The organism is Mesorhizobium sp. LNHC221B00, assembly GCF_000502935.1.
In the GTDB taxonomy this organism is placed as follows: domain Bacteria; phylum Pseudomonadota; class Alphaproteobacteria; order Rhizobiales; family Rhizobiaceae; genus Mesorhizobium; species Mesorhizobium opportunistum.
Map to the genome: position 1 here is coordinate 236,912 of NZ_AYWR01000002.1, position 21,341 is coordinate 258,252.

Consider the following 21,341-nt stretch of genomic DNA (forward strand, 5'->3'; position numbering starts at 1 on the left):
ACCGGTCGATCACACACGATCGGATCTTTCTTCCTCGAAGGTCACCGCGACATCGGAATTCGCCGACAGCCAAACCTTCTTGCCGTCGACTTCGGCAACCAAGGCCAGAGGGACGTAATGGTGATGGCCCTTGTGAGCACCCTCGCCGCTGTCGGCCTTGGTCAGCTTGATGCGCTGGCCGTCGACCTTGTCGACGGTGCCGATATGTACGCCATCGGCGCCAACGACTTCCATATGCTCACGAATTTTGCTGGTGTCGGTCATGGTGGTTCTCCATTGGGACTGCCGACAATAACAAACGACCGACCCATTGGATGCATCGGCTTTCAGGCAGCACGACGTTTTGATTCCATCATGCTAGGGGACTAGACGATCACGAACACCGGGGGTGAAAGACGATGCGGAACCTTTTGCTGTTTGTCGTTTGCCTGTTAGCACAGGTCACGACGCCGATCCTGGCCCGTGCCGGCGATGTCGCCGAGCTCGAAATCCTGGGATTCACCAAGGACGGCGGCGTGTTCGCTTTCGAGGAATATGGCGTCCAGGATGGGTCCGGGTTCCCCTACGCCAACCGCTATTACATCGACACCAATGACGACAGCTTTCTCAAGGGAACGCCGATCCGTGTGCGGCTTGACGACGAGACCGCCACGATCGAGGCGGCGCGCCTGCAAGCCCGGCAGAAAGGCGAGGCCATTATCAGCCAGGCCGAGTTGAGCGCCAACCGCGGCATCACCGCCGGTTTCAATCCGGTGACCGATCCGCACCGCATGGTGGTCAACCCACGCCCGATCTTCTCACCGGTCAACCAGCCGCTCGAATTCCGGCTGGACGAGCTGGGCATGAACAACACCGAAGGCTGCGAGAGCCAGGGCGAGATCAACGGCTTTCGGTTGCTGCGGGTCGAGGCGCGAGACGGCGGCACCACCAAGCTGCTGCACGAGGACAAGTCAGTCCCCAAAAGCCGCGGCTGCCCGAACGGCTACAGCATCGGTGCGGTCCAGACGTTCTCGATGGACAGCCTCAGCGCCTATGCGGTGGTGATCGCGGTGCGCCAATACGGTTTCGAGGGGCCGGACTATCGCTGGATTGCCGTGACGGGCCGCCTGTGACACCGCACGCCGCCAGCCCCGGCCCGAACTATTTCCGCCGCGCCTTGCCGGGGTGGCGGACGGCGTTTCTCGGCGCCTTTTTATGGGCCGTGGTGATGGGCGGCAGCGCGCTTCTCAATCTGCTGCTGGACGATTGGGAGACGCCGGAGAAGATACGCACCGTGTCGCTGCTCTTTGCGATGGGTGGAACCCTCGCCTTTCCGTTTGGCCTGTTTGCGGCGCAGCTGCTGTCTCTCGGAAGGCGCCGGGAAGTTGCCTTCGCGGCAGCGTTCGTTTGCCTCGCCGCCGCGACGATCGGCTTGACCGGCGGGCTCTATGCCCTGCAATACCGCTCCTACTATGCCGAGTGGCATGCGCCCGCCTTCACCCACACCTGGGCGCTCCAGCTCATCTTCACGACCTTGATCGCGTTCTACCAGTTCGTGGTGCTGGGGATCAGGCTTTACTTTCCGCTCGGTTTCATCGCCTTGTTCGCAGCGAGCGTCTGGTTTGCGCGGCGGCGGCGTTGAGCATTTTGTCCGCCTCTGTTAGGACGCGGGCAAACCTCTCTATATGTCAGGACTGACCGATGATCCCACGCTATTCCCGGCCGGAAATGGTCGCCATCTGGTCGCCCGAAACCCGGTTCCGCATCTGGTTCGAAATCGAGGCCCATGCCTGCGATGCGCTGGCCGAACTCGGCGTCATTCCGAAAGAGGCCGCGAAAACCATCTGGGAAAGAGGCGGTGCCGCGAAATTCGACGTCGAGAAGATCGACGAGATCGAGCGCGTCACCAAGCATGACGTCATCGCATTCCTGACCCATCTCGCCGAATTCATCGGGCCGGACGCCCGCTTCATCCACCAGGGCATGACGTCTTCGGATGTTCTCGACACCTGTTTTGCCGTGCAGTTGACCCGCGCCAGCGACATCCTGCTCGCCGATATCGACGGGCTGCTCGCGGCGCTCAAGCGCCGTGCCTTCGAGCATAAGGACACCGTCACCATCGGCCGCAGCCACGGCATCCATGCCGAGCCGACGACCTTCGGCATCAAGCTGGCGCAGGCCTATGCCGAATTCTCGCGCTGCCGCGAGCGGCTGGTGCATGCGCGGGAGGATATCGCCACCTGCGCCATTTCGGGTGCGGTCGGCACCTTCGCCAACATCGAACCCTATGTCGAAGAGCATGTGGCGGCAAAACTCGGCCTGAAGCCGGAGCCGGTGTCGACGCAGGTGATCCCGCGTGACCGCCACGCCATGTTCTTCGCCACGCTCGGCGTCATCGCCTCGTCGATCGAGCGGCTGGCGATCGAGGTCCGGCATCTGCAGCGCACCGAAGTGCTAGAGGCTGAAGAGTTTTTCTCGCCCGGCCAGAAAGGCTCGTCGGCCATGCCGCACAAGCGCAACCCGGTGCTGACGGAAAACCTCACCGGCCTTGCTCGCATGGTGCGCTCCATGGCATTGCCGGCGATGGAGAATGTCGCGCTCTGGCACGAGCGCGATATTTCGCATTCCTCGGTCGAGCGGATGATCGGTCCGGATGCCACGGTGACGCTCGATTTCGCGCTGTCGCGGCTGACCAGCGTCGTCGACAAGCTGGTTGTCTATCCGGAGAACATGCTGAAGAACATGAACAAGTTCCGCGGTCTGGTGCATTCCCAGCGCGTCATGCTTGCGTTGACGCAGGCCGGCCTGTCGCGTGAGGATTCCTACCGGCTGGTGCAGCGAAACGCCATGAAAGTGTGGGAACAAGGCGCTGATTTTCTTGAGGAACTTTTGTCCGACAAGGAAGTGACCGCAGCGCTGCCCGAGGCGGAGATCCGCGAGAAATTCGACCTGGGCTACCACACCAAGCATGTCGACACGATTTTCAGCCGGGTGTTCGGCGAGGCTTGAGCTTTCCTTCTCCCCGTTTACGGGGAGAAGGTGCCCGAAGGGCGGATGAGGCGCGGCGCGGACTTCGGCGGCTAAAGCTACCCATCGCTTTGTGCAGAAACGATAACCTCCCAACCTCGGCGCCGCCCCTCATTGCCCTGCCGGGCATTTCTCCCCGTAAACGGGGAGAAAGAAGCTGTTCGGACGTCAAATCAAGCCTTGCCAGGCACGGTCCTGATCACCGTGCCCCACGGATCCTCACGGGTCGTTTCACTGCTCACATTGTCCGAGCGCATATCGACCCAGGCGAGACCCGATCGCGACGCGTCGCGGCGGCCCGCACCGGAGCTCTGCCAGGCATTGGCGCCGATGTGGTGGTGGTAGCCGCCGGACGACAGGAACACTGCCTGGCCACCATATTTGGCCATCGTGTCGAAGCCGAATTCCTGGTTCCACCAGGCTTCAGCTTCTTCCGGCCTGCCGACGCGCAGGTGAACGTGGCCGACAATGCTGTTTTCCGGCGCACCTTGCCAGCCGGCATCGCCAGCCGGCACTTCGGCAACGACGGAGGGAATGTTCAGGCGCTCGGTCGCCATCGCGATCTTGTCGCCGTTCCATTTCCAGTCCTGCGGACGGCGGTCGGCATAGATCTCGATGCCGTTGCCTTCGGGATCGGTCAGGTACAGCGCTTCGCTGACCAGATGGTCGGAAGCACCTTCGATGGCGATCTTGTCCGATATGGCATGGTTGATCCAGCGGCCGAGATCGGCGCGGCTGGGCAGCAGGAAAGCCGTATGGAACAGGCCGGCGCTGCGCGGATCGTCCGGCTTGGCGGAAGCATCCGCTTCGAGGACCAGCAACGGACGGCTGCCGGCGCCGAGCGTGATCGCGCCATCGGCACGGCTCAACTCCTGCAGGCCGACGACCCTGCGGTAATAGGTTGCGAGGCCTTCGGCATCGCGCGCCTTCAGCCCGACGCGGGCTACGCTCACCGGCGTGGTGGCAGCAAATGGCAGTTCGCTCATCATTGTCTCCGTTGCGGCTACGCTCCACGGAACTCCAAAAGCCAAGAGCCCTGCGCCGCCGATCATCCTACGTCGTGTCAGCGCCAAAATCCCGGAGCTTCACGGCTGTTTCTTTCCCAATTACAAATCGTCGATCGCGATCGTTCACACAAGACAGCGAAAAGCGAACATCGTGTTCACCATTACGAGGGCGTCCATCAGCGGTTGCATGAGACAAGCGCTCTCGCTATCTCAGCGCCATGAAAGTCAAAGACGCAGATATTCTGATCGTTCCGGGCTACACCAATTCCGGTCCCGAGCATTGGCAGACCCGCTGGCAATCGAAATTGTCGACGGCGCGGCGGGTCGAGCAGGCGGAATGGTCTAAGCCGGTGCGCGAGGACTGGACGGCGAGCGTGGCCAAAGCGGTCAACGAAGCCGAGAGGCCGGTTGTCATCGTCGCCCATTCGCTGGGGGTCGCCGCGGCGGTGCAAGCCATTCCGCGGTTCCAGAAGCGGGTCGCCGGGGCCTTTTTCGTGGCGCCGCCCGATGTCGCCAATCCAAAGATCAAGCCAAGGCACCTGATGACCTTCGGTCCCTACCCGCGCGAACCGCTGCCTTTTCCTTCGATCGTGATCGCCAGCCACAACGACCCGTTCTGCGCCTTCGATGTCGCCGAGGACATTGCCGGCGCCTGGGGCTCGCTGTTCATCGATGCCGGCGAGACCGGGCATCTCAGCGAGGATTCGGGCTTCGGCCCTTGGCCCGAAGGTTCCATGACCTTCGCCAAGTTCCTGACGGACCTGTAATATATACGTTCAAGGCCTGAACACGAAGCTGTTCGGCAGGCCATCGCGCAAGGATGCTTCACTCGAATTGTTGAGAGGCCGCACTCGTTGTTCTGAATGGGAATTGTTTGCGTGCTTTCGCGCCATTGCCGGAGGGCGTGGTGCTGGCCAGCGGTTCCACCGCACTCGGTGCCGCCGCCGCCATACTGGGTTCGATCCTCGCGGCGTTACCACTCATGATCTTCAACAACTGGTGGGTCCGGGTGGTCGGCGCCTTGTTCAACAGGTTCAGGCGCGGCGCACCTATCGCAGCGGGGCCAGCGGCAGCCAAGGCCTGACCACGCGACGCTTGCGGCAGCCGGGTCGGGTTCAGGATCCGATCGAATCCTTGATGCTCTTGAGCAGGGTCTTTGCGCCCAGCGAAATCAGCGCATGCTCCGAGCCCGTGGCGAGCAGGCGATAACCCATCGACACGACACGACCGGCTATTGCCGGTTCGACGACATAGATAGCCGCATGCTTGCCGGCCTTGCGGGTGCGCTCGGCAACCGACGCCACCGTCTCCATCATGCTCTCCAGCGTGGAATTGACCGTAGCGCCGTTGGTCCAGGCGATCGAGAAATCCGAAGGACCGAGGAAAATGCCATCGATGCCCGGCGTGTCGAGAATGCCGTCGAGCGCGTCGAGCGCGGCGCGCGTCTCCACCATGGCGAAGGCCATGGTGCGTTGATTGGTGTCGCGCAGCCACTCGGCTTGGTCGCCCTTGCCATGGCGTGGAAAGGCGTAGGTGGGACCCCACGAACGCTCGCCGAGCGGCGGATATTTCATCGCCGCGGCGAACAGCCTTGCGTCGGCCACCGAGTTCACCATCGGGGCGATGACCGCCTCGGCGCCGAAATCGAGCGCACGGCTCGCCATATCGAAACGGCCGACCGGTATGCGCACCAGCGCGGGTTTGTTCGCAGCAAGCACCGGCATCAGACCGCGCAGGACGCTGTCCTCGTGATGGCCGCCATGCTGCATGTCCAGCGTCACGGCATCGAAGCCCTGCTTGGCGAGGATCTCGACGGTCAGTGCGTCGGGCACGCCCGACCATGCGGTGACCAGCGTTTCATCGGCGGCGAGACGGGACTTCAGGGACATGGACACTTTCCTTGTTAACGATCACAGTTTCAGCCGGAAACCATGGCAAAGGCAAAGAAAAACCGCCCGGCTGGACCGGGCGGTCGATTGGTCCAGTTATTCTTTTTGTCGCAGGCTCCGTCGCAAAACCGTGGGACACTTTTGCGAAAACCAGATTCGGCCGGATCAGGTGTTCTTGATCTGCTCGATCGCTTGCGCCATCAACTCGTCCATGGTGCGGCGGATCTGATGGTCGGACTGGTCGACGCCAGCGGCATCGAAATCCTTGCGGATCTTGCGGAACACGTCGTGGTCGCCGGCTTCCTCGATATCGGAAACCACCACTTCCTTGGCGTAGACATCGGCGTCAGCGCCCGATTTTCCGAGCTTTTCGGCGGCCCAAAGGCCGAGCGCCTTGTTGCGGCGGGCCGAGGCCTTGAACCGAAGCTCCTCGTCGAATGCGAATTTGCGTTCGAAGCCCTCTTCGCGGTCTTTCATGCTGCTCATGGCGTCCCTCCGGGTCAAATGCGATTCGTTTGCAAAAGGATATGTGTGTTGCCAAAGCACAAACCAAAAGGTCGCGGGCCGGTCAATACGCTTCGTCGCATGCTGCGCTGCGGCATTTCGGTCCCGAAAGCGGTTGATTGGAAGGATTTGCGGATTGAGCAAACGATGTGATTGGGATAGACCCGGCATTGAACCCAACCGTCGCCATACTAATTTAGGCAGACGGACAGGAACTGGTCGCTTGCCGCCTGCCCGCAAATCCAGAGAAAAATTCAGATGAAAAATCGCCGCCGCATTTATGAAGGCAAGGCCAAAATCCTCTATGAGGGACCCGAGCCGGGCACGCTGATCCAGTTCTTCAAGGACGATGCAACCGCGTTCAACAAGAAGAAGCACGAGGTCATCGACGGCAAGGGCGTGCTCAACAACCGCATTTCCGAATATATCTTCAATCACCTGAACCGCATGGGCATTCCGACCCACTTCATCCGCCGGCTCAACATGCGCGAGCAGCTGATCAAGGAAGTCGAGATCATTCCACTGGAAGTGGTGGTGCGCAATGTCGCCGCCGGCTCGCTGTCCAAGCGCCTCGGCATCGAGGAAGGCACCGTTCTGCCGCGCTCGATCATCGAATTCTATTACAAGGCCGACGCGCTCGACGACCCGATGGTGTCGGAAGAGCACATCACCGCATTCGGCTGGGCAAGCCCGCAGGAGATCGACGACGTCATGGCGCTGGCCATCCGCGTCAACGACTTCCTCTCGGGCCTGTTCATGGGTGTCGGCATCCAGCTCGTCGACTTCAAGATCGAGTGCGGTCGCCTGTTCGAGGGCGACATGATGCGCATCGTCGTCGCCGACGAGATTTCTCCGGACTCCTGCCGCCTGTGGGACGTGGCGACGCAGGACAAGCTCGACAAGGACCGTTTCCGCCGCGACATGGGCGGCCTGGTCGAAGCCTACCAGGAAGTCGCCCGCCGCCTCGGCATCATGAACGAGAACGAGCCGCCGCGCCCGACCGGCCCGGTGCTTGTCGCCTCGACCGACGGCCTCAAAGGCAAGCCGCACTAACCAAGAGTTCGAACAGGAGCATGTCCAGCGTGATCAAGGCCCGCATAACCGTTACCCTCAAGAATGGCGTGCTCGACCCACAAGGCAAGGCGATCGAACATGCACTGTCCGGACTGGGCTTTGATGGCGTCGGCGCGGTGCGGCAAGGCAAGGTGTTCGACGTCGAGCTGGCGGAAAGCGACAAGGCCAAGGCCGAGGCAGACCTGAAAGCCATGTGCGACAAGCTGCTGGCGAACACGGTGATTGAGAATTATAGTGTGACGCTTACCTAAGGTTGTGCCGGAGGCACGGATGCCTGAAGTCACGAATGAGTTGATGTACGAGCTTCTGAAGAAAATCCATTCACGAATGGATCGACTTGAGAATGGCCTAGGCGAAGTCAAGCACGAGATTGTCGCGATCAGGCTGCAGGCGTTGAGCACGCAAACGGACATTAACAATATCTACGCGATAACAGGTCGCATCGATCAACGTTTCGAACGGATTGAGCAGCGCCTCGAGTTGCGCGAACTCGCCGAAGCACAAAGGCCTTACGAACCGAAATGAAATCAGCCGTCGTCCTCCTTCCCGGCCTCAACCGCGACCGCGACATGATCGCGGCGCTGACCAAGATTTCGGGAAAACCGCCGGTTACGGTCTGGCAGACCGACACTGAAATCCCCGATGTCGACCTCATCGCCATCCCCGGCGGCTTCTCCTTCGGCGACTATCTGCGCTGCGGCGCGATCGCGGCGCGCATGCCAGTTATGCGGGCGGTCGCCGAAAAGGCGGCCAAGGGCGTGACGGTCATCGGCGTCTGCAACGGTTTCCAGATCCTAGTCGAGGCCGGCCTGCTGCCCGGCGCCTTGATGCGCAACACCTCGCTGAAATTCGTCTGCCGGCAGGTGAAACTCGAAATCACCAATGCCAACACCATGTTCACCAGCCGCTACAAACCGGGCCAGATCATCCGCTCGCCGGTAGCGCATCATGACGGCAACTATTTTGCAGATGCCGGCACACTTGCGCGCCTCGAAGGCGAAGGACAAGTCGTGTTCCGTTATGCCGAGGGCACCAACCCCAACGGTTCGATCAACGACATCGCCGGCATCATCAACGACCGGGGCAATGTGCTCGGCCTGATGCCGCATCCTGAAAACCTGATCGAAGCCGCCCATGGCGGCAGCGACGGCCGCGCGCTGTTCGAGAGCGCGCTCGGCATCGCCGCTTGACGATTTCAGCCGAGAATGTGCTAGACTTTACAAGGACATCAAGTCCATTGCTCTGGGGAGAGAGACGGTCATGAAACTCTATTCGCGGCCGTTGTCGCCCTACTCGTCGATCGTGCGGGCGCTCGCCTACGTCAAGGACGTGCCGATCAAGATCATCGCGCCGCCGCCGGGTTTTCCGATCCCTGAAGGATTTCGCGCCATCTCGCCGATGAACCGGATACCGGTGCTGATCACCGGCTCGGGTGAAACGATCGTCGAATCGGTGGTCATCGCCGAATATCTCGAGGAGCGCTTTCCGGAGCCGGCGCTGCTGCCACCCGATTCCAAGGACCGCGCACTGGTGCGCATGTTCGCGCGCATCACCGATCTCGACGTGCTGACGCCGATGATGAAGCTCTTCAAACTGCATTCCGTGCCGAAGCGCGACAATGCCGAGATCGACGCCCAATTCGCCCGCCTGCACCATGGGCTGGCGGTGATCGAGGCGCGCATGGCGCAAGGCCCCTTCGCGCTCGGCAACGACATCAGCTTCGCCGATGCCTGGCTGACCCCAACGCGGTTCATCTTCAACAATTTCCGCGCCATGACAGGCCGCAACGACCTGCTCGATGCCTATCCCAAATTCGATGCCTATGAGCAGATCGCCCTTCAGCATCCGGCATTGTCGCGGGTATGGGGCGAGATGACCGATGGCCTGGAGCTCTTTTTGTCCGAACTCGAGATGGGTGCCGCTTGATCAAAAACAGGACGATCGCCCTGGTTGCGGCGGCAGGCTTCGCCCTTGCTTCCTGCCAATCCACCCCCAAGAGCACGCCTGTTCCTTCCGGCAAGAGTGCCGCGTTGCTGGCCATGGAGCAAGTGGCGATAGCAGCCCACAAATGCTGGATCGCCAGCAAGGACCCGGCCTTCAAGCAATATCAGATGGCCAATGAACTGAATTCGTTCAGCGGCACGCCGCGTTTCCTTTTGGTGCCGGCCAAGCATTATGGCGGCAAGCCCTTGCTGGTCGTGCAGGCGCAAGGCAATTCGAGCCGCGTCGACGTCTTCGGACCGCTGATGAACGATCCGCTCGGCGCGCGCATCGGTTCGGACATTGCCCGCTGGCAGACAGGCAATACGGCCTGCGGGGCAACCGCCTGACCGTGGGCCGCTTTCTGCAGGTCGCCGGTCTGATCATCGGTCTGGCCGGACTTGTCCTGCAGTTCTGCATCACCGTTCCGGCGTCGATGGAAGCCGGCCGTGGCCTGCTCGGCTCGGTCGTCTTCTATCTAAGCTTCTTCACCATCCTGACCAACATCGGCGCGGTGCTGGTGCACGTCTCGCTGCTGTCGCCCACCGGCTACGCATGGCTGCCTGCCTTCGCCGGGCCACGGATGCGTGCGGGTGTCGCGGTTTCGATCGCCATGGTCATGATCGTCTATGCCACGGTGCTGGCACGCCTCTGGCAGCCGCAGGGCCTGTTCCTGCTCTGCGATGTCCTGCTGCACTATGTGACACCGGTGCTGTTCGTGCTGTGGTGGCTGATATCAGGCGCCGACGGCAGGACGCGTTGGAGCGACATCTCCTGGTGGGTGCTCTATCCCATCGTCTATCTGATTTATGCGCTGGCGCGGGCGCCGCTCGCCGGCGAGGTGCCCTATCCGTTCCTCGATGTCGCCAAGAACGGCTCGGGCAGCGTCGCCATGGCGTCGTTGGCCATCACCGGGCTGTTCCTGGCGATATGCGTCGTCGCCGTCCTGGCAGACCAGGGCATTGCCCGCCTGCAGACCAAAACCGTCCGCTAGGCAGGTCTATTCCCAGATCGGCCTGATGCCCTCGCGATGGGCGTCGCAGCGGGAGATGCCGATGTCCTTGAGCTGATCGTCGGTCATTTCCAGCAATGCCAGTCGGCTGCGCCGGCGATCCAGCAGATAGTCGATCCACCTCGCCAGCGACCTGGCCAGCCGCGCCAGACGGCTGACGAAGCCGCGCTGGGCGGACGGGCGCATAATCTGGCCCTCGGTTCTCGAATGACGTATTGTCGCGATTGTATCCATTTTCTTTCTGCCAAGAGTCTAAATTGCACCTTTTTTAGCGCATGGCTGATATGTATTGACTCATAATTCGGTGCAATATAGAAAATTGTCACCATGACAAATTGGCTTCCAGACCTGACCGCCGGCTCCGGCCCGCTATACCAACGGCTTGCGGATTCCATCGAAACGGACATCGACCGGGGCGTGATCGATGCTGGCGCAAAACTGCCGCCACAGCGCGACCTCGCCTATGACATCGGCACAACGGTCGGCACGGTCGGCCGGGCCTATCAATTGCTCCGCGAACGGGGGCTGGTGAGCGGCGAAGTCGGGCGCGGAACCTATGTGGTCCGCCAGCGCGCCGATGGCGAAAAACCGGACTTCCTGGCTCCAGACGTCGGTGGTGAAGGCACACGCACTATCGACGCGCCGCGCGGCGAACTGCGTTTCGACAGCATGGCGGCGCCCGACATCGGCCAGGGCGCTGATGTCGCCGATGTCCTGTCGCGCGTGGCGCAGGACCATCCCCATGAGATATCAAGCTACACGCGCGATTTTCCCGACCGCTGGTACGAGGCCGGCGCCCGCTGGCTGTCACGCAATTCTTTCCACCCAAATGCCGACGCCGTTGTCCCGACGCTCGGCACGCTTGCCGCAGTGATGTCAGCGATCGCCGCGCTGACCACCCCTGGCGATTATGTCGCCTTCGAGCACCTCACCTATTCGCAGATTTCCCGCAGCGCCAGCCTGATCGGCCGGCGGACGGCGTTGGTGGCATCGGACGACGAAGGCCTCGACCCCGATGATTTCGAGCGCGTCTGCGCGCAAAAACATCCCAAGATGATCTTCCTGATGCCGACGGTGCAGAACCCGACGCTGGCGACCTTGTCGGCGGCGCGTCGCGAGGCGATCGCGCGGGTCGCGCGCGAATACAATGTCATCCTGATCGAGGACGATCTTTATGGTCATCTGACCGACGATCCGACACCATTGCTCGCTGAATATGCCCCTGAACGGACCATTGTCGCCGGCGGCCTGTCGAAGTCGGTCGCGGCCGGCGTTCGCGGCGGCTGGCTCTCCTGTCCGCCCGCCTATCGCCACCGCATCCGTGTCGCCCACAAGATGATGACAGGCGGCATGCCCTTCCTGCTGGCGGAGGTGAATGCGCGGCTGGTGCTTTCCGGTCAGGCCAGCGATATCCGCAAGCGCAGCATCGCTGAAATTAGCGCCCGCATCGCGATCGTGCGCAAGACTTTGGCCGGCTTCGCGTTCAAGTCTCACGAGAAGGTGCCCTTTGTCTGGCTTACCCTGCCCGACCCGTGGCTTTCCGGCACCTTCAAGAATGCCTGCCTCGAGCACGGGGTGCTGATCAATGATGAGGACCAGTTCAAGGCCGGTCGCTCCGAGCAGGTTTTCCACGGCGTCCGCTTCGGCGTTTCACAGCCGAGACAGCACGGGGACGTCGCCGACGGCGTTGCGGTTATCCGGCGCCTCCTCGACGAGGGCCGCGCCGGCTACGACAGCTTCTCCTGAGCCATTCGCGATTCCACTGGCAGCTTACGAAACTGGGCCTCTCGGGAGCCTGATCTCGGATCAGCCCTCGGCCTTGAAGTTCTTGGCTTCCTTCTTGGCCTTCTCCTTGCCGTGCTTCTCGGCCAGTTCCTTGGCTTGCCGGGGCGAAACGTCGGTGGTCTCCGCGATATGGAGGGCCTCCTTGTCCGAGAGGCGATTGTCGTTCTTGGCTTGTTTGTCAGCCATGGTGCGGGTCTCCTCAGTGGTTGAGACCCTAACGACGGGACACCCTTACCGTTCCCAATGTTGCTTTCTGTCTTTTTCCTCGATCGACGGGTGTATCGGCCGCAAAGCTTGCGATAAGAGGGGACTCAAAATCCCCGCTCCCATGGACATCAATCGCCGCCCATGACCATTTCCAATTCCGTGCCGATCACCCCAGAACTCATTGCCGCGCATGGGCTGAAGCCCGACGAGTATCAGCGCATCCTCGATCTTGTCGGACGCGAGCCCAGCTTTACGGAGCTCGGCATCTTCTCGGCGATGTGGAACGAGCATTGTTCGTACAAATCCTCGAAGAAATGGCTGCGCACGCTGCCGACCACCGGGCCGCAGGTCATCCAGGGCCCAGGTGAAAATGCCGGCGTGGTCGACATTGGTGACGGCGACTGCGTCGTCTTCAAGATGGAGAGCCACAACCACCCCTCCTACATCGAACCCTACCAGGGTGCGGCGACCGGCGTCGGCGGCATCTTGCGCGACGTCTTCACCATGGGCGCGCGGCCGATCGCGGCAATGAACGCGCTGCGCTTCGGCGCGCCCGACCATCCCAAGACCAGGCACCTCGTCTCAGGCGTGGTTTCCGGCGTCGGCGGCTACGGCAACGCCTTCGGCGTGCCGACGGTCGGCGGCGAGGTCAATTTCGACGCCCGCTACAACGGCAACATCCTGGTCAACGCCTTTGCCGCGGGCCTGGCCAAGACCGATGCGATCTTCCTGTCGGAGGCCAAGGGCGTCGGCCTGCCGGTCGTCTATCTCGGCGCCAAAACCGGCCGCGACGGCGTCGGCGGTGCCACCATGGCCTCGGCCGAATTCGACGACAAGATCGACGAGAAGCGCCCGACCGTGCAGGTCGGCGATCCCTTCACCGAGAAATGCCTGCTGGAGGCTAGTCTTGAACTGATGGCCTCGGGGGCGGTTATCGCCATCCAGGACATGGGCGCGGCCGGCCTCACCTGCTCGGCGGTCGAGATGGGCGCCAAGGGCGACCTCGGCATCGAGCTCGATCTCGACAAGGTGCCGGTGCGCGAAGAGCGCATGAGCGCCTACGAGATGATGCTGTCGGAAAGCCAGGAGCGCATGCTGATGGTGCTGCGCCCCGAAAAGGAAAGGGAAGCCGAGGCGATCTTCCACAAATGGGGGCTCGACTTCGCCATCGTCGGCAAGACCACCGACGACCTGCGCTTCCGTGTGCTGCACCAGGGCGACCAGGTCGCCGACCTGCCGATCAAGGATCTCGGCGACAAGGCTCCGGAGTACGACCGGCCGTGGGTCGAGCCGAACAAGCCGGCGCCGCTTGCCGCCGACGACGTTCCGCAGGCCGATGTCGCCGATGCGCTGCTGAAGCTGCTCGGCGGACCGGATCTCTCCTCGCGCCGGTGGGTGTGGGAGCAATACGACACGCTGATCCAGGGCAACTCGCTGCAGCTTCCCGGCGGCGATGCCGGCGTGGTGCGCGTCGAGGGTCATCCGACCAAGGCACTCGCCTTCTCCTCCGACGTCACGCCGCGCTATTGCGAGGCCGACCCTTACGAAGGCGGCAAGCAGGCGGTGGCCGAATGCTGGCGCAACCTGACCGCCACGGGCGCCGTGCCGCTCGCCGCCACCGACAATCTCAATTTCGGCAATCCGGAACGGCCCGAGATCATGGGCCAACTGGTCGGCGCGGTGAAAGGCATCGGCGATGCCTGCCGCGCGCTCGGCTTCCCGATCGTGTCGGGCAATGTCTCGCTCTACAACGAGACCAACGGCCAAGGCATCCTGCCGACACCGACCATTGGCGGCGTCGGCCTGATCGCCGACTGGTCGAAAATGGTGCGAACCGGCTTTGCCGCCGAATCTGAGATGATCCTTCTGGTCGGCGCACCCGCCTCCTGGGGAACGCATCTTGGCCAATCGGTCTATCTCAGGGACATCCACGGCCGTTCCGACGGTCCGCCGCCGCCGGTCGACCTCGATCACGAGAAGCGCGTCGGCGACCATGTGCGCTCGCTGATCGCGTCCGGCATCGTCACCGCGGCGCATGACGTTTCCGATGGCGGCATCGCGGTCGCCTTGGCTGAGATGGCGATGGCGTCGGGCATCGGCGCGACCGTTCCCGGTCTCGTCGGCACCGATCCCATTCCGGTCTGGTTCGGCGAGGACCAGGGGCGCTATCTCCTGACGCTGTCGATCGATCCGCATGGCGATGAATGGGATGCGATCCGCAAGCAACAGGGCGAACTCGGCATCTTCGCGCCGTGGATCGGCTCGACCGGCGGCAAGACGCTGAAGCTCGGCGATGCCAGGGCGATCCCGGTCAGCGATTTGACCGCCGCTCACGAAGGCTGGTTCCCGCGCTTCATGGATCAGGCCAGTTGAGCAGACTGGCTGCCCGGGCGCTGCTCGCAGTCGTTTTCTGGCCGTCGCTGTTCTTCTTCTGGTTCCTCGGGCCGTTCGTCTTCTTCCTGCTGTCGACGACATCCAGCGAGGTTTGCCCCAGGCTGGAAACGCGCGCCGAGTTCCTCGCCGCGGCCAATGGCACGCTTCCGATGCTGGTGCTGCAGAACCTCATCTATGCGGTTCCGCTCATCTGCCTGGTGCTGTGGAGCCGGCTCTTGCCGGACCAGGCGCGGACCAGGCACGTCGTCACCTGCCTCAAGCTTTTCGCCGTAGCGGCCATCCTCGGGGCGCTGTGGGAGTACGGCTCTTCGCTGGTCTGCGATGGCTACGGCCAGCCGTTCTTCTCGCCCGCCTGGCGGATGACCAGCTATCTGCCGATTGCCAACCTGGCGGTCAACATCCCGCTCTATGTGCTGGTCTTCAGCCTCGGTCGCACCTTCTCGATGCGCGAAGACGACCCCGCAGCCGATGCGGTCCATCCGGATGAGAATGCGCCGTAGGCCGCAATCGCGACGGTGCTGGACGTAACGGCTTCAATCCCGGCCGGAAAGGCTCTAGGTTTATCCCGACTCTCATCGCACGGGCAGCCACGCCGCCGCCCGCCCGAAAACAGGAATTTCTTTCATGGCAATGGACGCCCACGACATCGAAAAACTGATCAAGGACGGCATTCCGGATGCAAAGGTGACGATCCGCGACCTCGCCGGCGACGGCGACCACTACGCGGCCGAGGTCGTGGCCGAAAGCTTTCGCGGGAAGAGCCGCGTCCAGCAGCACCAGATGGTCTATGACGCGCTGAAGGGCAATATGGGCGGCGTGCTGCACGCACTGGCGCTGCAGACCAGCGTTCCCGACTGAGGCACACAGCCTCAGACCCGCTTGGCCCAAAACGCCCCATCCTTTGCGCCATTTGGCCGATGGCTTGGCTAAACTCTTGTTTCGGGCAACCTATGGGTTTATTTGAAAGGCATGCTTCGAGCCTGACTCCCACAGGCGTGAAAGGATATTCCATGAGCGGTATCAACGACTACATCGACAATGAAGTGAAGGGCAACGACGTCGTCCTTTTCATGAAAGGCACGCCCGGTTTCCCGCAGTGCGGGTTTTCCGGCCAGGTCGTCCAGATCCTCGACTATATCGGCGCCGACTACAAAGGCGTGAACGTTCTGGACTCGGCGGAACTGCGCCAGGGCATCAAGGACTATTCCAACTGGCCGACGATCCCGCAGCTCTACGTCAAGGGCGAGTTCGTGGGCGGCTGCGACATCATCCGCGAGATGTTCCAGGCCGGCGAGTTGCAGACCTTCCTGGTCGAAAAAGGCGTGAGCGTCAAAGGCGCCGCCTGATTCCAGTTTTTGGGCATGTCGCTGTCGACATGCCTGACTTCTGTTTGTGGGCACCGGGGCGGCTCCACCTCGGCAATTTTTACATCCTGATGTCGGGCCCCTGATATCGGGACCAGGACGAGCCAATGCGCCGGCCCGCCGGCGCGTTTTCGTTTTTAGAGATCGGACTTGCCGTGGACCAGCAATCGATAGCGCCGCAGTCGGCGAGCAGACTGTCTATTCCGCGCTGGGAATTCATCGCGCTGTGCGCGGCGCTGATGGCGCTGAATTCGCTGGCCATCGACATCATGCTGCCGGCGCTGCAGCAGATCGGCGCCTCGCTCGGCGTCGAGAACGAAAACCACCGGCAATATGTCGTGGTCGCCTATATGCTCGGCTTCGGCGGCGGCCAACTTTTCTTCGGGCCGATCTCGGACCGGTTCGGGCGTCGCGCGCCATTGGTCGCCGGCTTGATCATCTACGTGGCGGCGGCGGGTGCGGCAGCCATCGCACCCAGCTTTGAAACACTTTTGCTATGCCGCGTCGTGCAAGGCGTCGGGGCCGCGGCTACCCGCGTTATCGCCGTCTCGATCGTGCGCGATACATTCGAAGGCCGACGCATGGCCGAGGTGATGTCGCTTATCTTCATGGTGTTCATGGCGATACCGGTCATTGCGCCGGGGATCGGCCAGTTCATCATGCTGTTTGCCACCTGGCATTGGATCTTCATCACCATGGCCGTCGGGGCGCTGCTGGTGTCGGCGTGGTCACTGCTGCGCCTGCCTGAAACGCTGCGTCCCGAACATCGCCGGCCGCTGACGGCATCATCCGTCCTTGGCGGTTTTCGCATCGTGCTCACCAATCGCGTCGCGCTCTGCTACGCCTTCGCCAGCACCTTCATCTTCGCAGCCATGTTCGGCTTCATCGCCTCGGCGCAGCAGATCTATGTCGACATATTCAACGTCGGCGAGATGTTCCCGCTCATCTTCGCCGGGGTTGCGGGCGTGCTCGCCTTCTCGAACTTCCTGAACTCGCGCCTCGTCGGTCGCATCGGCATGCGCCGTCTGTCGCAAAGCGCGCTGCTGCTGTTCTTGACCATCAGTCTTGCATGGCTGGTCGTGTCGCTGGAATTGAAGATGCCGCTGTGGCTGTTCGTCACCTTCTTTGCCGGCGCCATGCTGCCGTTCGGTGCGCTCGGCGCCAATTTCAATGCGTTGGCCATGGAGCCGCTCGGGCAACTGGCCGGCACGGCGTCATCGATCCTGGGTTTCATGCAGACTTTTCTCGGCGGCATTCTCGGCACGTTGATCGGCCAGGCCTTCAACGGCACGGTAACGCCGCTCGCCGCCGGCTTCTGCAGCGTTTCGGTCGCAGCGCTGCTGATGATCCTCATCGCCGAGCGCGGCAAGATGTTCCAGCCGCACAACCCGCCGGTTTCAGGGCACATCACCGACCTGCATTAGTCTGGTTTAGACGAGACGCTGACGCTGGTCGCCCTTTGTCATTGTCGTCGTATTCCGCTCAGCCGAGTTCCTGGGCGAGGCCGATGAGAAGCCCTCCAGGCCCGCGGATGTAGCAGAGCCGATACACGTCCTTATACTGGACGACTTCGCCTACGAGCCGCGCGCCTCGATTGCGGAGCCTTTCAAGCGTCTCGTCGATGTCATCCACGGTGAACATGACGCGGAGGTAGCCCAAGGCGTTGACCGGGGCGTTGCGGTGATCCGCGACGACAGGCGGCGCGAGGAAGCGGGAAAGTTCAAGCCGGCTGTGGCCGTCCGGCGTGCGCATCATGGCGATTTCGACATGCTGATCGCCCAGTCCAGTGACACGTCCGGCCCATTCTCCTTCGATCGTGGCCCGCCCTTCGAGCTCAAGGCCGAGCTCGCGAAAGAAATCGATCGTCTCTTCGAGGTCATCGACGACGATTCCTATGTTGTCCATCCGCTTGAGTGCCATGCGTCCAATCTACAAGGTGCCGTCCAGGCCGCAACTCATAAAACTGTCCCAAAACCGCTGCGCTTAGGAGGCACCTTCAAGAGTTGCCGTGAAGCGAGGGATCAGCATACGCCCGGCGATTGCCCCGCCCATGCTGTCCGAAAAGGGCAATGGCAAGGCATCATCGAGAGCCTTGAGGATGGAAGCCACGAAGGCACGGCTTAGCCGGGCATCAGTCCCGAGATCGGAATAGGTGGCGCGAGGCTTGCCGATCAGTGTGCCGTTTCGGCGAAGCGAGAACTGCAATGTCAGGGACATGCCGACGGTTCCAGCCGGCGGCTTCCAACACGCGAAGATGGCCTTGGACATTTCCTCGATGGTGTCGATGGGATCAGGGCTGCGACAACCGCGTTGCCGTGCCCAGGCCTCACTGGAGCCCGCAAACAAGGCGATGGCCGCGACTACCGCGCACCATATTCGCCGGATCTTTGGGTTCGCGGGTGGCCGCATCACTTCTTTGCCGGTAAAAGCCGGCGGCGCGAACGCCGCCCGCGGAAATTTGAGCTATTGCGACCACAGTTCGCGGCGCAATTCCTGCCAGCTTTCCCGGTCGGGCGCGACCAGCAGACCGCCGCCGACATGCGACGGCAGATAGGGCGTGCCGTCAAACCGCGCGGCATGGCCGCCCGCCTCGGCATGGATCAACACGCCGGCCAGATGATCCCAGGGCATCAGCTTGTTGTAGACGACGAAATGGCCGTGGCCGCTGGCCAGCAAGCGGTATTCGTGGGCGGCACAGCGGTAGTTGAACTGCGACAGCGTCTTGGTCTGGTTGCGGGCCAGCCGCGTGCGGTCGGGCTCGGCCATGTATTGCCAGGAGACCGCGCCGGTCATCTCAGAGATCGGCGCTCTCGCGGCAACCCGGACTTTCTCCAGCGTGCCATGCGCATGACGGATATGGCTGCCGGCACCTCTGGCGCCGATCAGCCAGTCCTTGCCGACCGGATCGTGGATGATGCCGGCGACCGTCTCGCCCTTGACCACGACGCCAAGCATGACGCCGAACAGCGGTACGCCGGAGGCGAAGTTGAAGGTGCCGTCGACCGGGTCGATGACGAAAGCAAGATCGGCGTCGCCCAGACCGTCGAGCAGCGCCGGATCGTCGGAACAGGCCTCCTCGCCGACAACCATGGCGCCGGGATAGCGTTGGCGCAGCCTGACGGTGATCAACCGTTCGGCATTGACGTCCGCTTCGGTCACCAGGTCGGCGGCGGAAGTCTTCTGCCTGACGTCGCCATCGCCCAGCCGGCGAAAGCGGGGCATGATTTCGGTGTCGGCTGCTTCAGCCAGCAGGCTGGCCAGCCAGTCGATCGCAGTATCGTCAAATGTCATCGGCTTGCCTGGGGGTTTCGTTGAGGGCAGCAAAATCGAACAGTTTCCGGTCCAGCAGATGCGACGGCCTGGTGTTGGAGAGCGCACGCAGCATGGTGTCCTTGCGGCCAGGCATGCGCTTTTCGATGTCGTCCAGCATCGCCTTCATGGCGTTGCGCTGGAGGCCCTCCTGGCTGCCGCAGAGGTCGCAGGGAATGATCGGGAACCGCATCGCGGCAGCGAATTTTTCGAGGTCGATCTCGGCGCAATAGCTCAACGGCCGCAACACCATGACGTCGCCGTCGTCGTTGAGCAGCTTTGGCGGCATGGCGGCGAGGCGGCCGCCGTGGAACAGGTTCATGAAGAAGGTCTCGAGAATATCCTCGCGGTGGTGGCCAAGCACCAAGGCAGAACACCCCTCCTCGCGCGCGATCCGGTAGAGATGGCCGCGGCGCAGCCGCGAGCACAGCGAGCAATAGGTACTGCCCTGCGGCAGCTTGTCGGTGACGACGGAATAGGTGTCCTGGTATTCGATCCGATGCGCGATGCCGTTGGCGTTGAGATAGTCCGGCAGGATGTGCTTGGGGAAATTCGGCTGGCCCTGGTCGAGATTGCAGGCAAGCAAATCGACCGGCAGCAGTCCGCGCCATTTGAGGTCCAGCAGCACGGCAAGCAGGCCGTAGGAATCCTTGCCGCCGGACAGCGCGACCAGCCAGCGCTCGCCAGGCCTGACCATCGAGAAATCCTCGATCGCCTGGCGGGTCAGCCGCAGCAGCCGCTTGCGCAGCTTGTTGAACTCGACCGAGGACGGCACATCGGCGAACAGCGGGTGGAAACCACCTTCGCCCTCGGCGATCGGTTCAAGCGTTTCGATGTCCGGCTGCATGTTCATGGCGCGACGGCCCCGTATGTAACTACCGACCGGATTAGCGCATCGGCAGGAAAACCGAAACGGCAAAGCGGATGCACGAAACAAAAAGGCCGCCTCGAGGGCGGCCTTTCCGATATCGCAAAAAAGCGTTCGCTTAGCGCGAATAGAATTCGACGACCAGGTTCGGTTCCATCTGCACGGCGAACGGAACGTCCGCCAGGCCGGGAATGCGCGAGAAGGTCGCGACCATCTTGTTGTGATCGGCTTCGATGTAGTCCGGAACGTCGCGCTCGGCGAGACCGACCGCCTCAAGGACGATCACCAGCTGCTTCGACTTTTCACGCACTTCGACGACGTCGCCCGGCTTGCAGCGGTACGAACCGATGTTGACGCGCTTGCCGTTGACGTTGACGTGGCCGTGGTTGACGAACTGACGGGCGGCGAAAATGGTCGGCACGAACTTGGCGCGGTAGACGACCGCGTCGAGACGCGACTCGAGCAGGCCGATCAGGTTCTCCGAGGTGTCGCCCTTGCGGCGGTCCGCCTCTTCATAGACCTTGCGGAACTGCTTTTCCGAAACGTCGCCATAGTGACCCTTCAGCTTCTGCTTGGCGCGCAGCTGCAGGCCGAAGTCGGAAAGCTTGCCCTTGCGGCGCTGCCCGTGCTGGCCGGGGCCGTATTCACGCTTGTTGACCGGGGACTTCGGGCGGCCCCAGATATTTTCGCCGAGACGGCGGTCGATCTTGTATTTCGCGGATTCGCGCTTGCTCATCGCATTCCCTTTTCAAAAACAACACACCCGGCACCTCATGGTCCGGGTGAAGGAAACGCGCCCTCCTCTGGCCTCCGTTTTCGAGACCTGACAGGGTTTTCCCACGCAACGCGGCGGAAAACCCACGGGACACGTCAGTTCAAACAAGACCAGAAACAACCAGGGTCGCCGACCTTGCGCATACAAAACAAACACCGGACATCGCT

At 62.2% G+C, this 21,341-nt stretch carries 29 protein-coding genes; 18 read left to right on the forward strand and 11 right to left on the reverse strand.

All coding sequences use genetic code 11. The features are described from left to right. Positions 1 to 9: 9 nt before the first annotated feature. Positions 10 to 264: a DUF2171 domain-containing protein gene (locus tag X741_RS162610; RefSeq protein ID WP_013895855.1), complete on the reverse strand. Its 255-nt coding sequence runs from the start codon at positions 262 to 264 to the stop codon at positions 10 to 12. Positions 265 to 398: 134 nt separating this feature from the next. On the opposite strand from X741_RS162610, the gene X741_RS162605 reads away from it, so the two are divergent. From X741_RS162605 to purB, 3 genes are read left to right on the forward strand one after another with little or no spacing between them, the layout of a single operon-like run. Next, complete coding sequence (locus X741_RS162605) at positions 399 to 1,112, forward strand: DUF2259 domain-containing protein (protein WP_023776264.1); 714 nt, start codon at positions 399 to 401, stop codon at positions 1,110 to 1,112. Beyond that, a complete protein-coding gene (locus tag X741_RS162600; RefSeq protein ID WP_031249725.1) occupies positions 1,109 to 1,621 on the forward strand; it encodes a hypothetical protein in 513 nt (170 codons plus the stop codon). The genes X741_RS162605 and X741_RS162600 overlap by 4 nt, the downstream gene beginning before the upstream one ends. A gap of 59 nt (positions 1,622 to 1,680) precedes the next feature. Then, entirely contained in the window at positions 1,681 to 2,988 is a 1,308-nt protein-coding gene (purB, locus tag X741_RS162595; protein WP_023776266.1) for an adenylosuccinate lyase, read from the forward strand. A 191-nt stretch (positions 2,989 to 3,179) separates the two neighbouring features. Here purB and X741_RS162590 read toward each other — a convergent pair whose 3' ends face one another. Then, positions 3,180 to 3,992: a VOC family protein gene (locus X741_RS162590; protein WP_023776267.1), complete on the reverse strand. Its 813-nt coding sequence runs from the start codon at positions 3,990 to 3,992 to the stop codon at positions 3,180 to 3,182. 239 nt (positions 3,993 to 4,231) lie between these two features. On the opposite strand from X741_RS162590, the gene X741_RS162585 reads away from it, so the two are divergent. Together X741_RS162585 and X741_RS162580 are read left to right on the forward strand one after the other, a co-directional pair. Beyond that, on the forward strand, positions 4,232 to 4,780 hold the full coding sequence (locus tag X741_RS162585; RefSeq protein ID WP_023776268.1) for an alpha/beta hydrolase: 549 nt from the start codon (positions 4,232 to 4,234) through the stop codon (positions 4,778 to 4,780). Positions 4,781 to 4,887: 107 nt separating this feature from the next. Beyond that, positions 4,888 to 5,097: a hypothetical protein gene (locus X741_RS162580; protein WP_031249726.1), complete on the forward strand. Its 210-nt coding sequence runs from the start codon at positions 4,888 to 4,890 to the stop codon at positions 5,095 to 5,097. Between the two features lie 31 nt (positions 5,098 to 5,128). Here X741_RS162580 and X741_RS162575 read toward each other — a convergent pair whose 3' ends face one another. Continuing rightward, on the reverse strand, positions 5,129 to 5,902 hold the full coding sequence (locus X741_RS162575; protein WP_023776270.1) for an HpcH/HpaI aldolase/citrate lyase family protein: 774 nt from the start codon (positions 5,900 to 5,902) through the stop codon (positions 5,129 to 5,131). A 165-nt stretch (positions 5,903 to 6,067) separates the two neighbouring features. Then, entirely contained in the window at positions 6,068 to 6,388 is a 321-nt protein-coding gene (locus X741_RS162570; RefSeq protein WP_013895863.1) for a DUF1476 domain-containing protein, read from the reverse strand. Positions 6,389 to 6,664: 276 nt separating this feature from the next. Between X741_RS162570 and purC the strand changes: the two genes are divergently transcribed. The 7 genes from purC (at position 6,665) to X741_RS162535 (ending at position 10,454) form a co-directional block, all read left to right on the forward strand. After that, positions 6,665 to 7,459 (forward strand): phosphoribosylaminoimidazolesuccinocarboxamide synthase, encoded by a 795-nt coding sequence (gene purC, locus X741_RS162565; RefSeq protein ID WP_013532127.1) that lies wholly within the window; start codon positions 6,665 to 6,667, stop codon positions 7,457 to 7,459. 29 nt (positions 7,460 to 7,488) lie between these two features. Continuing rightward, positions 7,489 to 7,731: a phosphoribosylformylglycinamidine synthase subunit PurS gene (gene purS, locus X741_RS162560; RefSeq protein WP_013895864.1), complete on the forward strand. Its 243-nt coding sequence runs from the start codon at positions 7,489 to 7,491 to the stop codon at positions 7,729 to 7,731. A gap of 19 nt (positions 7,732 to 7,750) precedes the next feature. Continuing rightward, a complete protein-coding gene (locus tag X741_RS162555) occupies positions 7,751 to 8,005 on the forward strand; it encodes a hypothetical protein (protein WP_023776271.1) in 255 nt (84 codons plus the stop codon). Beyond that, positions 8,002 to 8,670: a phosphoribosylformylglycinamidine synthase subunit PurQ gene (gene purQ, locus X741_RS162550; protein ID WP_023776272.1), complete on the forward strand. Its 669-nt coding sequence runs from the start codon at positions 8,002 to 8,004 to the stop codon at positions 8,668 to 8,670. Before X741_RS162555 ends, purQ begins: the two co-directional genes overlap by 4 nt. 70 nt (positions 8,671 to 8,740) lie before the next feature. Beyond that, positions 8,741 to 9,406: a glutathione S-transferase family protein gene (locus X741_RS162545; RefSeq protein ID WP_023776273.1), complete on the forward strand. Its 666-nt coding sequence runs from the start codon at positions 8,741 to 8,743 to the stop codon at positions 9,404 to 9,406. Further along, entirely contained in the window at positions 9,403 to 9,810 is a 408-nt protein-coding gene (locus X741_RS162540; RefSeq protein ID WP_023776274.1) for a hypothetical protein, read from the forward strand. The genes X741_RS162545 and X741_RS162540 overlap by 4 nt, the downstream gene beginning before the upstream one ends. Positions 9,811 to 9,812: 2 nt before the next feature. Continuing rightward, positions 9,813 to 10,454, forward strand: a complete 642-nt coding sequence (locus tag X741_RS162535; protein ID WP_023776275.1) for a Pr6Pr family membrane protein — start codon at positions 9,813 to 9,815, stop codon at positions 10,452 to 10,454. Between the two features lie 6 nt (positions 10,455 to 10,460). Here X741_RS162535 and X741_RS162530 read toward each other — a convergent pair whose 3' ends face one another. Then, positions 10,461 to 10,706 carry a DUF1127 domain-containing protein gene (locus X741_RS162530; protein WP_023776276.1) on the reverse strand — a complete coding sequence of 82 codons (246 nt, stop codon included), beginning with the start codon at positions 10,704 to 10,706 and terminating at the stop codon, positions 10,461 to 10,463. A gap of 93 nt (positions 10,707 to 10,799) precedes the next feature. On the opposite strand from X741_RS162530, the gene X741_RS162525 reads away from it, so the two are divergent. Next, positions 10,800 to 12,218, forward strand: a complete 1,419-nt coding sequence (locus X741_RS162525) for a PLP-dependent aminotransferase family protein (RefSeq protein WP_023776277.1) — start codon at positions 10,800 to 10,802, stop codon at positions 12,216 to 12,218. A gap of 60 nt (positions 12,219 to 12,278) precedes the next feature. On the opposite strand, the gene X741_RS1000000170265 is transcribed toward X741_RS162525, so the two are convergent. After that, positions 12,279 to 12,443 (reverse strand): hypothetical protein, encoded by a 165-nt coding sequence (locus X741_RS1000000170265; protein WP_023764173.1) that lies wholly within the window; start codon positions 12,441 to 12,443, stop codon positions 12,279 to 12,281. A gap of 162 nt (positions 12,444 to 12,605) precedes the next feature. On the opposite strand from X741_RS1000000170265, the gene purL reads away from it, so the two are divergent. From purL to X741_RS162500, 5 genes are all read left to right on the forward strand, one after another. After that, a complete protein-coding gene (purL, locus tag X741_RS162520) occupies positions 12,606 to 14,837 on the forward strand; it encodes a phosphoribosylformylglycinamidine synthase subunit PurL (RefSeq protein WP_023776278.1) in 2,232 nt (743 codons plus the stop codon). Next, positions 14,834 to 15,358 carry a hypothetical protein gene (locus X741_RS162515; protein WP_023776279.1) on the forward strand — a complete coding sequence of 175 codons (525 nt, stop codon included), beginning with the start codon at positions 14,834 to 14,836 and terminating at the stop codon, positions 15,356 to 15,358. Before purL ends, X741_RS162515 begins: the two co-directional genes overlap by 4 nt. A 124-nt stretch (positions 15,359 to 15,482) precedes the next feature. Beyond that, complete coding sequence (locus tag X741_RS162510) at positions 15,483 to 15,716, forward strand: BolA family transcriptional regulator (RefSeq protein WP_010909092.1); 234 nt, start codon at positions 15,483 to 15,485, stop codon at positions 15,714 to 15,716. A 152-nt stretch (positions 15,717 to 15,868) separates the two neighbouring features. After that, positions 15,869 to 16,204 carry a Grx4 family monothiol glutaredoxin gene (gene grxD, locus X741_RS162505; RefSeq protein ID WP_013895877.1) on the forward strand — a complete coding sequence of 112 codons (336 nt, stop codon included), beginning with the start codon at positions 15,869 to 15,871 and terminating at the stop codon, positions 16,202 to 16,204. A gap of 218 nt (positions 16,205 to 16,422) precedes the next feature. Continuing rightward, positions 16,423 to 17,646 carry a multidrug effflux MFS transporter gene (locus X741_RS162500; RefSeq protein ID WP_031249728.1) on the forward strand — a complete coding sequence of 408 codons (1,224 nt, stop codon included), beginning with the start codon at positions 16,423 to 16,425 and terminating at the stop codon, positions 17,644 to 17,646. A 58-nt stretch (positions 17,647 to 17,704) separates the two neighbouring features. On the opposite strand, the gene X741_RS162495 is transcribed toward X741_RS162500, so the two are convergent. From X741_RS162495 to rpsD, 5 genes are all read right to left on the reverse strand, one after another. After that, positions 17,705 to 18,142, reverse strand: a complete 438-nt coding sequence (locus tag X741_RS162495; RefSeq protein WP_023764169.1) for a VOC family protein — start codon at positions 18,140 to 18,142, stop codon at positions 17,705 to 17,707. Positions 18,143 to 18,205: 63 nt separating this feature from the next. After that, the gene (locus X741_RS1000000170725; RefSeq protein ID WP_245272641.1) at positions 18,206 to 18,439 is read right to left on the reverse strand and encodes a hypothetical protein; all 234 of its coding nucleotides are present in this window, start codon (positions 18,437 to 18,439) and stop codon (positions 18,206 to 18,208) included. Positions 18,440 to 18,685: 246 nt separating this feature from the next. Then, complete coding sequence (locus X741_RS162485) at positions 18,686 to 19,513, reverse strand: inositol monophosphatase family protein (protein WP_023776282.1); 828 nt, start codon at positions 19,511 to 19,513, stop codon at positions 18,686 to 18,688. Then, positions 19,503 to 20,384: a tRNA 2-thiocytidine(32) synthetase TtcA gene (gene ttcA, locus X741_RS162480; protein WP_023776283.1), complete on the reverse strand. Its 882-nt coding sequence runs from the start codon at positions 20,382 to 20,384 to the stop codon at positions 19,503 to 19,505. Before ttcA ends, X741_RS162485 begins: the two co-directional genes overlap by 11 nt. A 133-nt stretch (positions 20,385 to 20,517) precedes the next feature. Then, positions 20,518 to 21,135: a 30S ribosomal protein S4 gene (gene rpsD, locus X741_RS162475; RefSeq protein WP_023759539.1), complete on the reverse strand. Its 618-nt coding sequence runs from the start codon at positions 21,133 to 21,135 to the stop codon at positions 20,518 to 20,520. Between the last annotated feature and the right edge of the window lie 206 nt (positions 21,136 to 21,341).

Coding starts and splice junctions, on each gene's coding strand:
- X741_RS162555 (WP_023776271.1), top strand. CDS start 7,751: ATGCCTGAAGTCACGAATGAGTTGATGTACGAGCTTCTGAAGAAAATC.
- X741_RS162495 (WP_023764169.1), bottom strand. CDS start 18,142: ATGGCACTCAAGCGGATGGACAACATAGGAATCGTCGTCGATGACCTC.
- rpsD (WP_023759539.1), bottom strand. CDS start 21,135: ATGAGCAAGCGCGAATCCGCGAAATACAAGATCGACCGCCGTCTCGGC.
- X741_RS162605 (WP_023776264.1), top strand. CDS start 399: ATGCGGAACCTTTTGCTGTTTGTCGTTTGCCTGTTAGCACAGGTCACG.
- X741_RS1000000170265 (WP_023764173.1), bottom strand. CDS start 12,443: ATGGCTGACAAACAAGCCAAGAACGACAATCGCCTCTCGGACAAGGAG.
- purB (WP_023776266.1), top strand. CDS start 1,681: ATGATCCCACGCTATTCCCGGCCGGAAATGGTCGCCATCTGGTCGCCC.
- grxD (WP_013895877.1), top strand. CDS start 15,869: ATGAGCGGTATCAACGACTACATCGACAATGAAGTGAAGGGCAACGAC.
- X741_RS162485 (WP_023776282.1), bottom strand. CDS start 19,513: ATGACATTTGACGATACTGCGATCGACTGGCTGGCCAGCCTGCTGGCT.
- purQ (WP_023776272.1), top strand. CDS start 8,002: ATGAAATCAGCCGTCGTCCTCCTTCCCGGCCTCAACCGCGACCGCGAC.
- ttcA (WP_023776283.1), bottom strand. CDS start 20,384: ATGAACATGCAGCCGGACATCGAAACGCTTGAACCGATCGCCGAGGGC.
- X741_RS162575 (WP_023776270.1), bottom strand. CDS start 5,902: ATGTCCCTGAAGTCCCGTCTCGCCGCCGATGAAACGCTGGTCACCGCA.
- purL (WP_023776278.1), top strand. CDS start 12,606: ATGACCATTTCCAATTCCGTGCCGATCACCCCAGAACTCATTGCCGCG.
- X741_RS162585 (WP_023776268.1), top strand. CDS start 4,232: ATGAAAGTCAAAGACGCAGATATTCTGATCGTTCCGGGCTACACCAAT.
- X741_RS162610 (WP_013895855.1), bottom strand. CDS start 264: ATGACCGACACCAGCAAAATTCGTGAGCATATGGAAGTCGTTGGCGCC.
- X741_RS162590 (WP_023776267.1), bottom strand. CDS start 3,992: ATGAGCGAACTGCCATTTGCTGCCACCACGCCGGTGAGCGTAGCCCGC.
- X741_RS162545 (WP_023776273.1), top strand. CDS start 8,741: ATGAAACTCTATTCGCGGCCGTTGTCGCCCTACTCGTCGATCGTGCGG.
- X741_RS1000000170725 (WP_245272641.1), bottom strand. CDS start 18,439: ATGTCCCTGACATTGCAGTTCTCGCTTCGCCGAAACGGCACACTGATC.
- X741_RS162510 (WP_010909092.1), top strand. CDS start 15,483: ATGGCAATGGACGCCCACGACATCGAAAAACTGATCAAGGACGGCATT.
- X741_RS162530 (WP_023776276.1), bottom strand. CDS start 10,706: ATGGATACAATCGCGACAATACGTCATTCGAGAACCGAGGGCCAGATT.
- purC (WP_013532127.1), top strand. CDS start 6,665: ATGAAAAATCGCCGCCGCATTTATGAAGGCAAGGCCAAAATCCTCTAT.
- X741_RS162570 (WP_013895863.1), bottom strand. CDS start 6,388: ATGAGCAGCATGAAAGACCGCGAAGAGGGCTTCGAACGCAAATTCGCA.
- X741_RS162525 (WP_023776277.1), top strand. CDS start 10,800: ATGACAAATTGGCTTCCAGACCTGACCGCCGGCTCCGGCCCGCTATAC.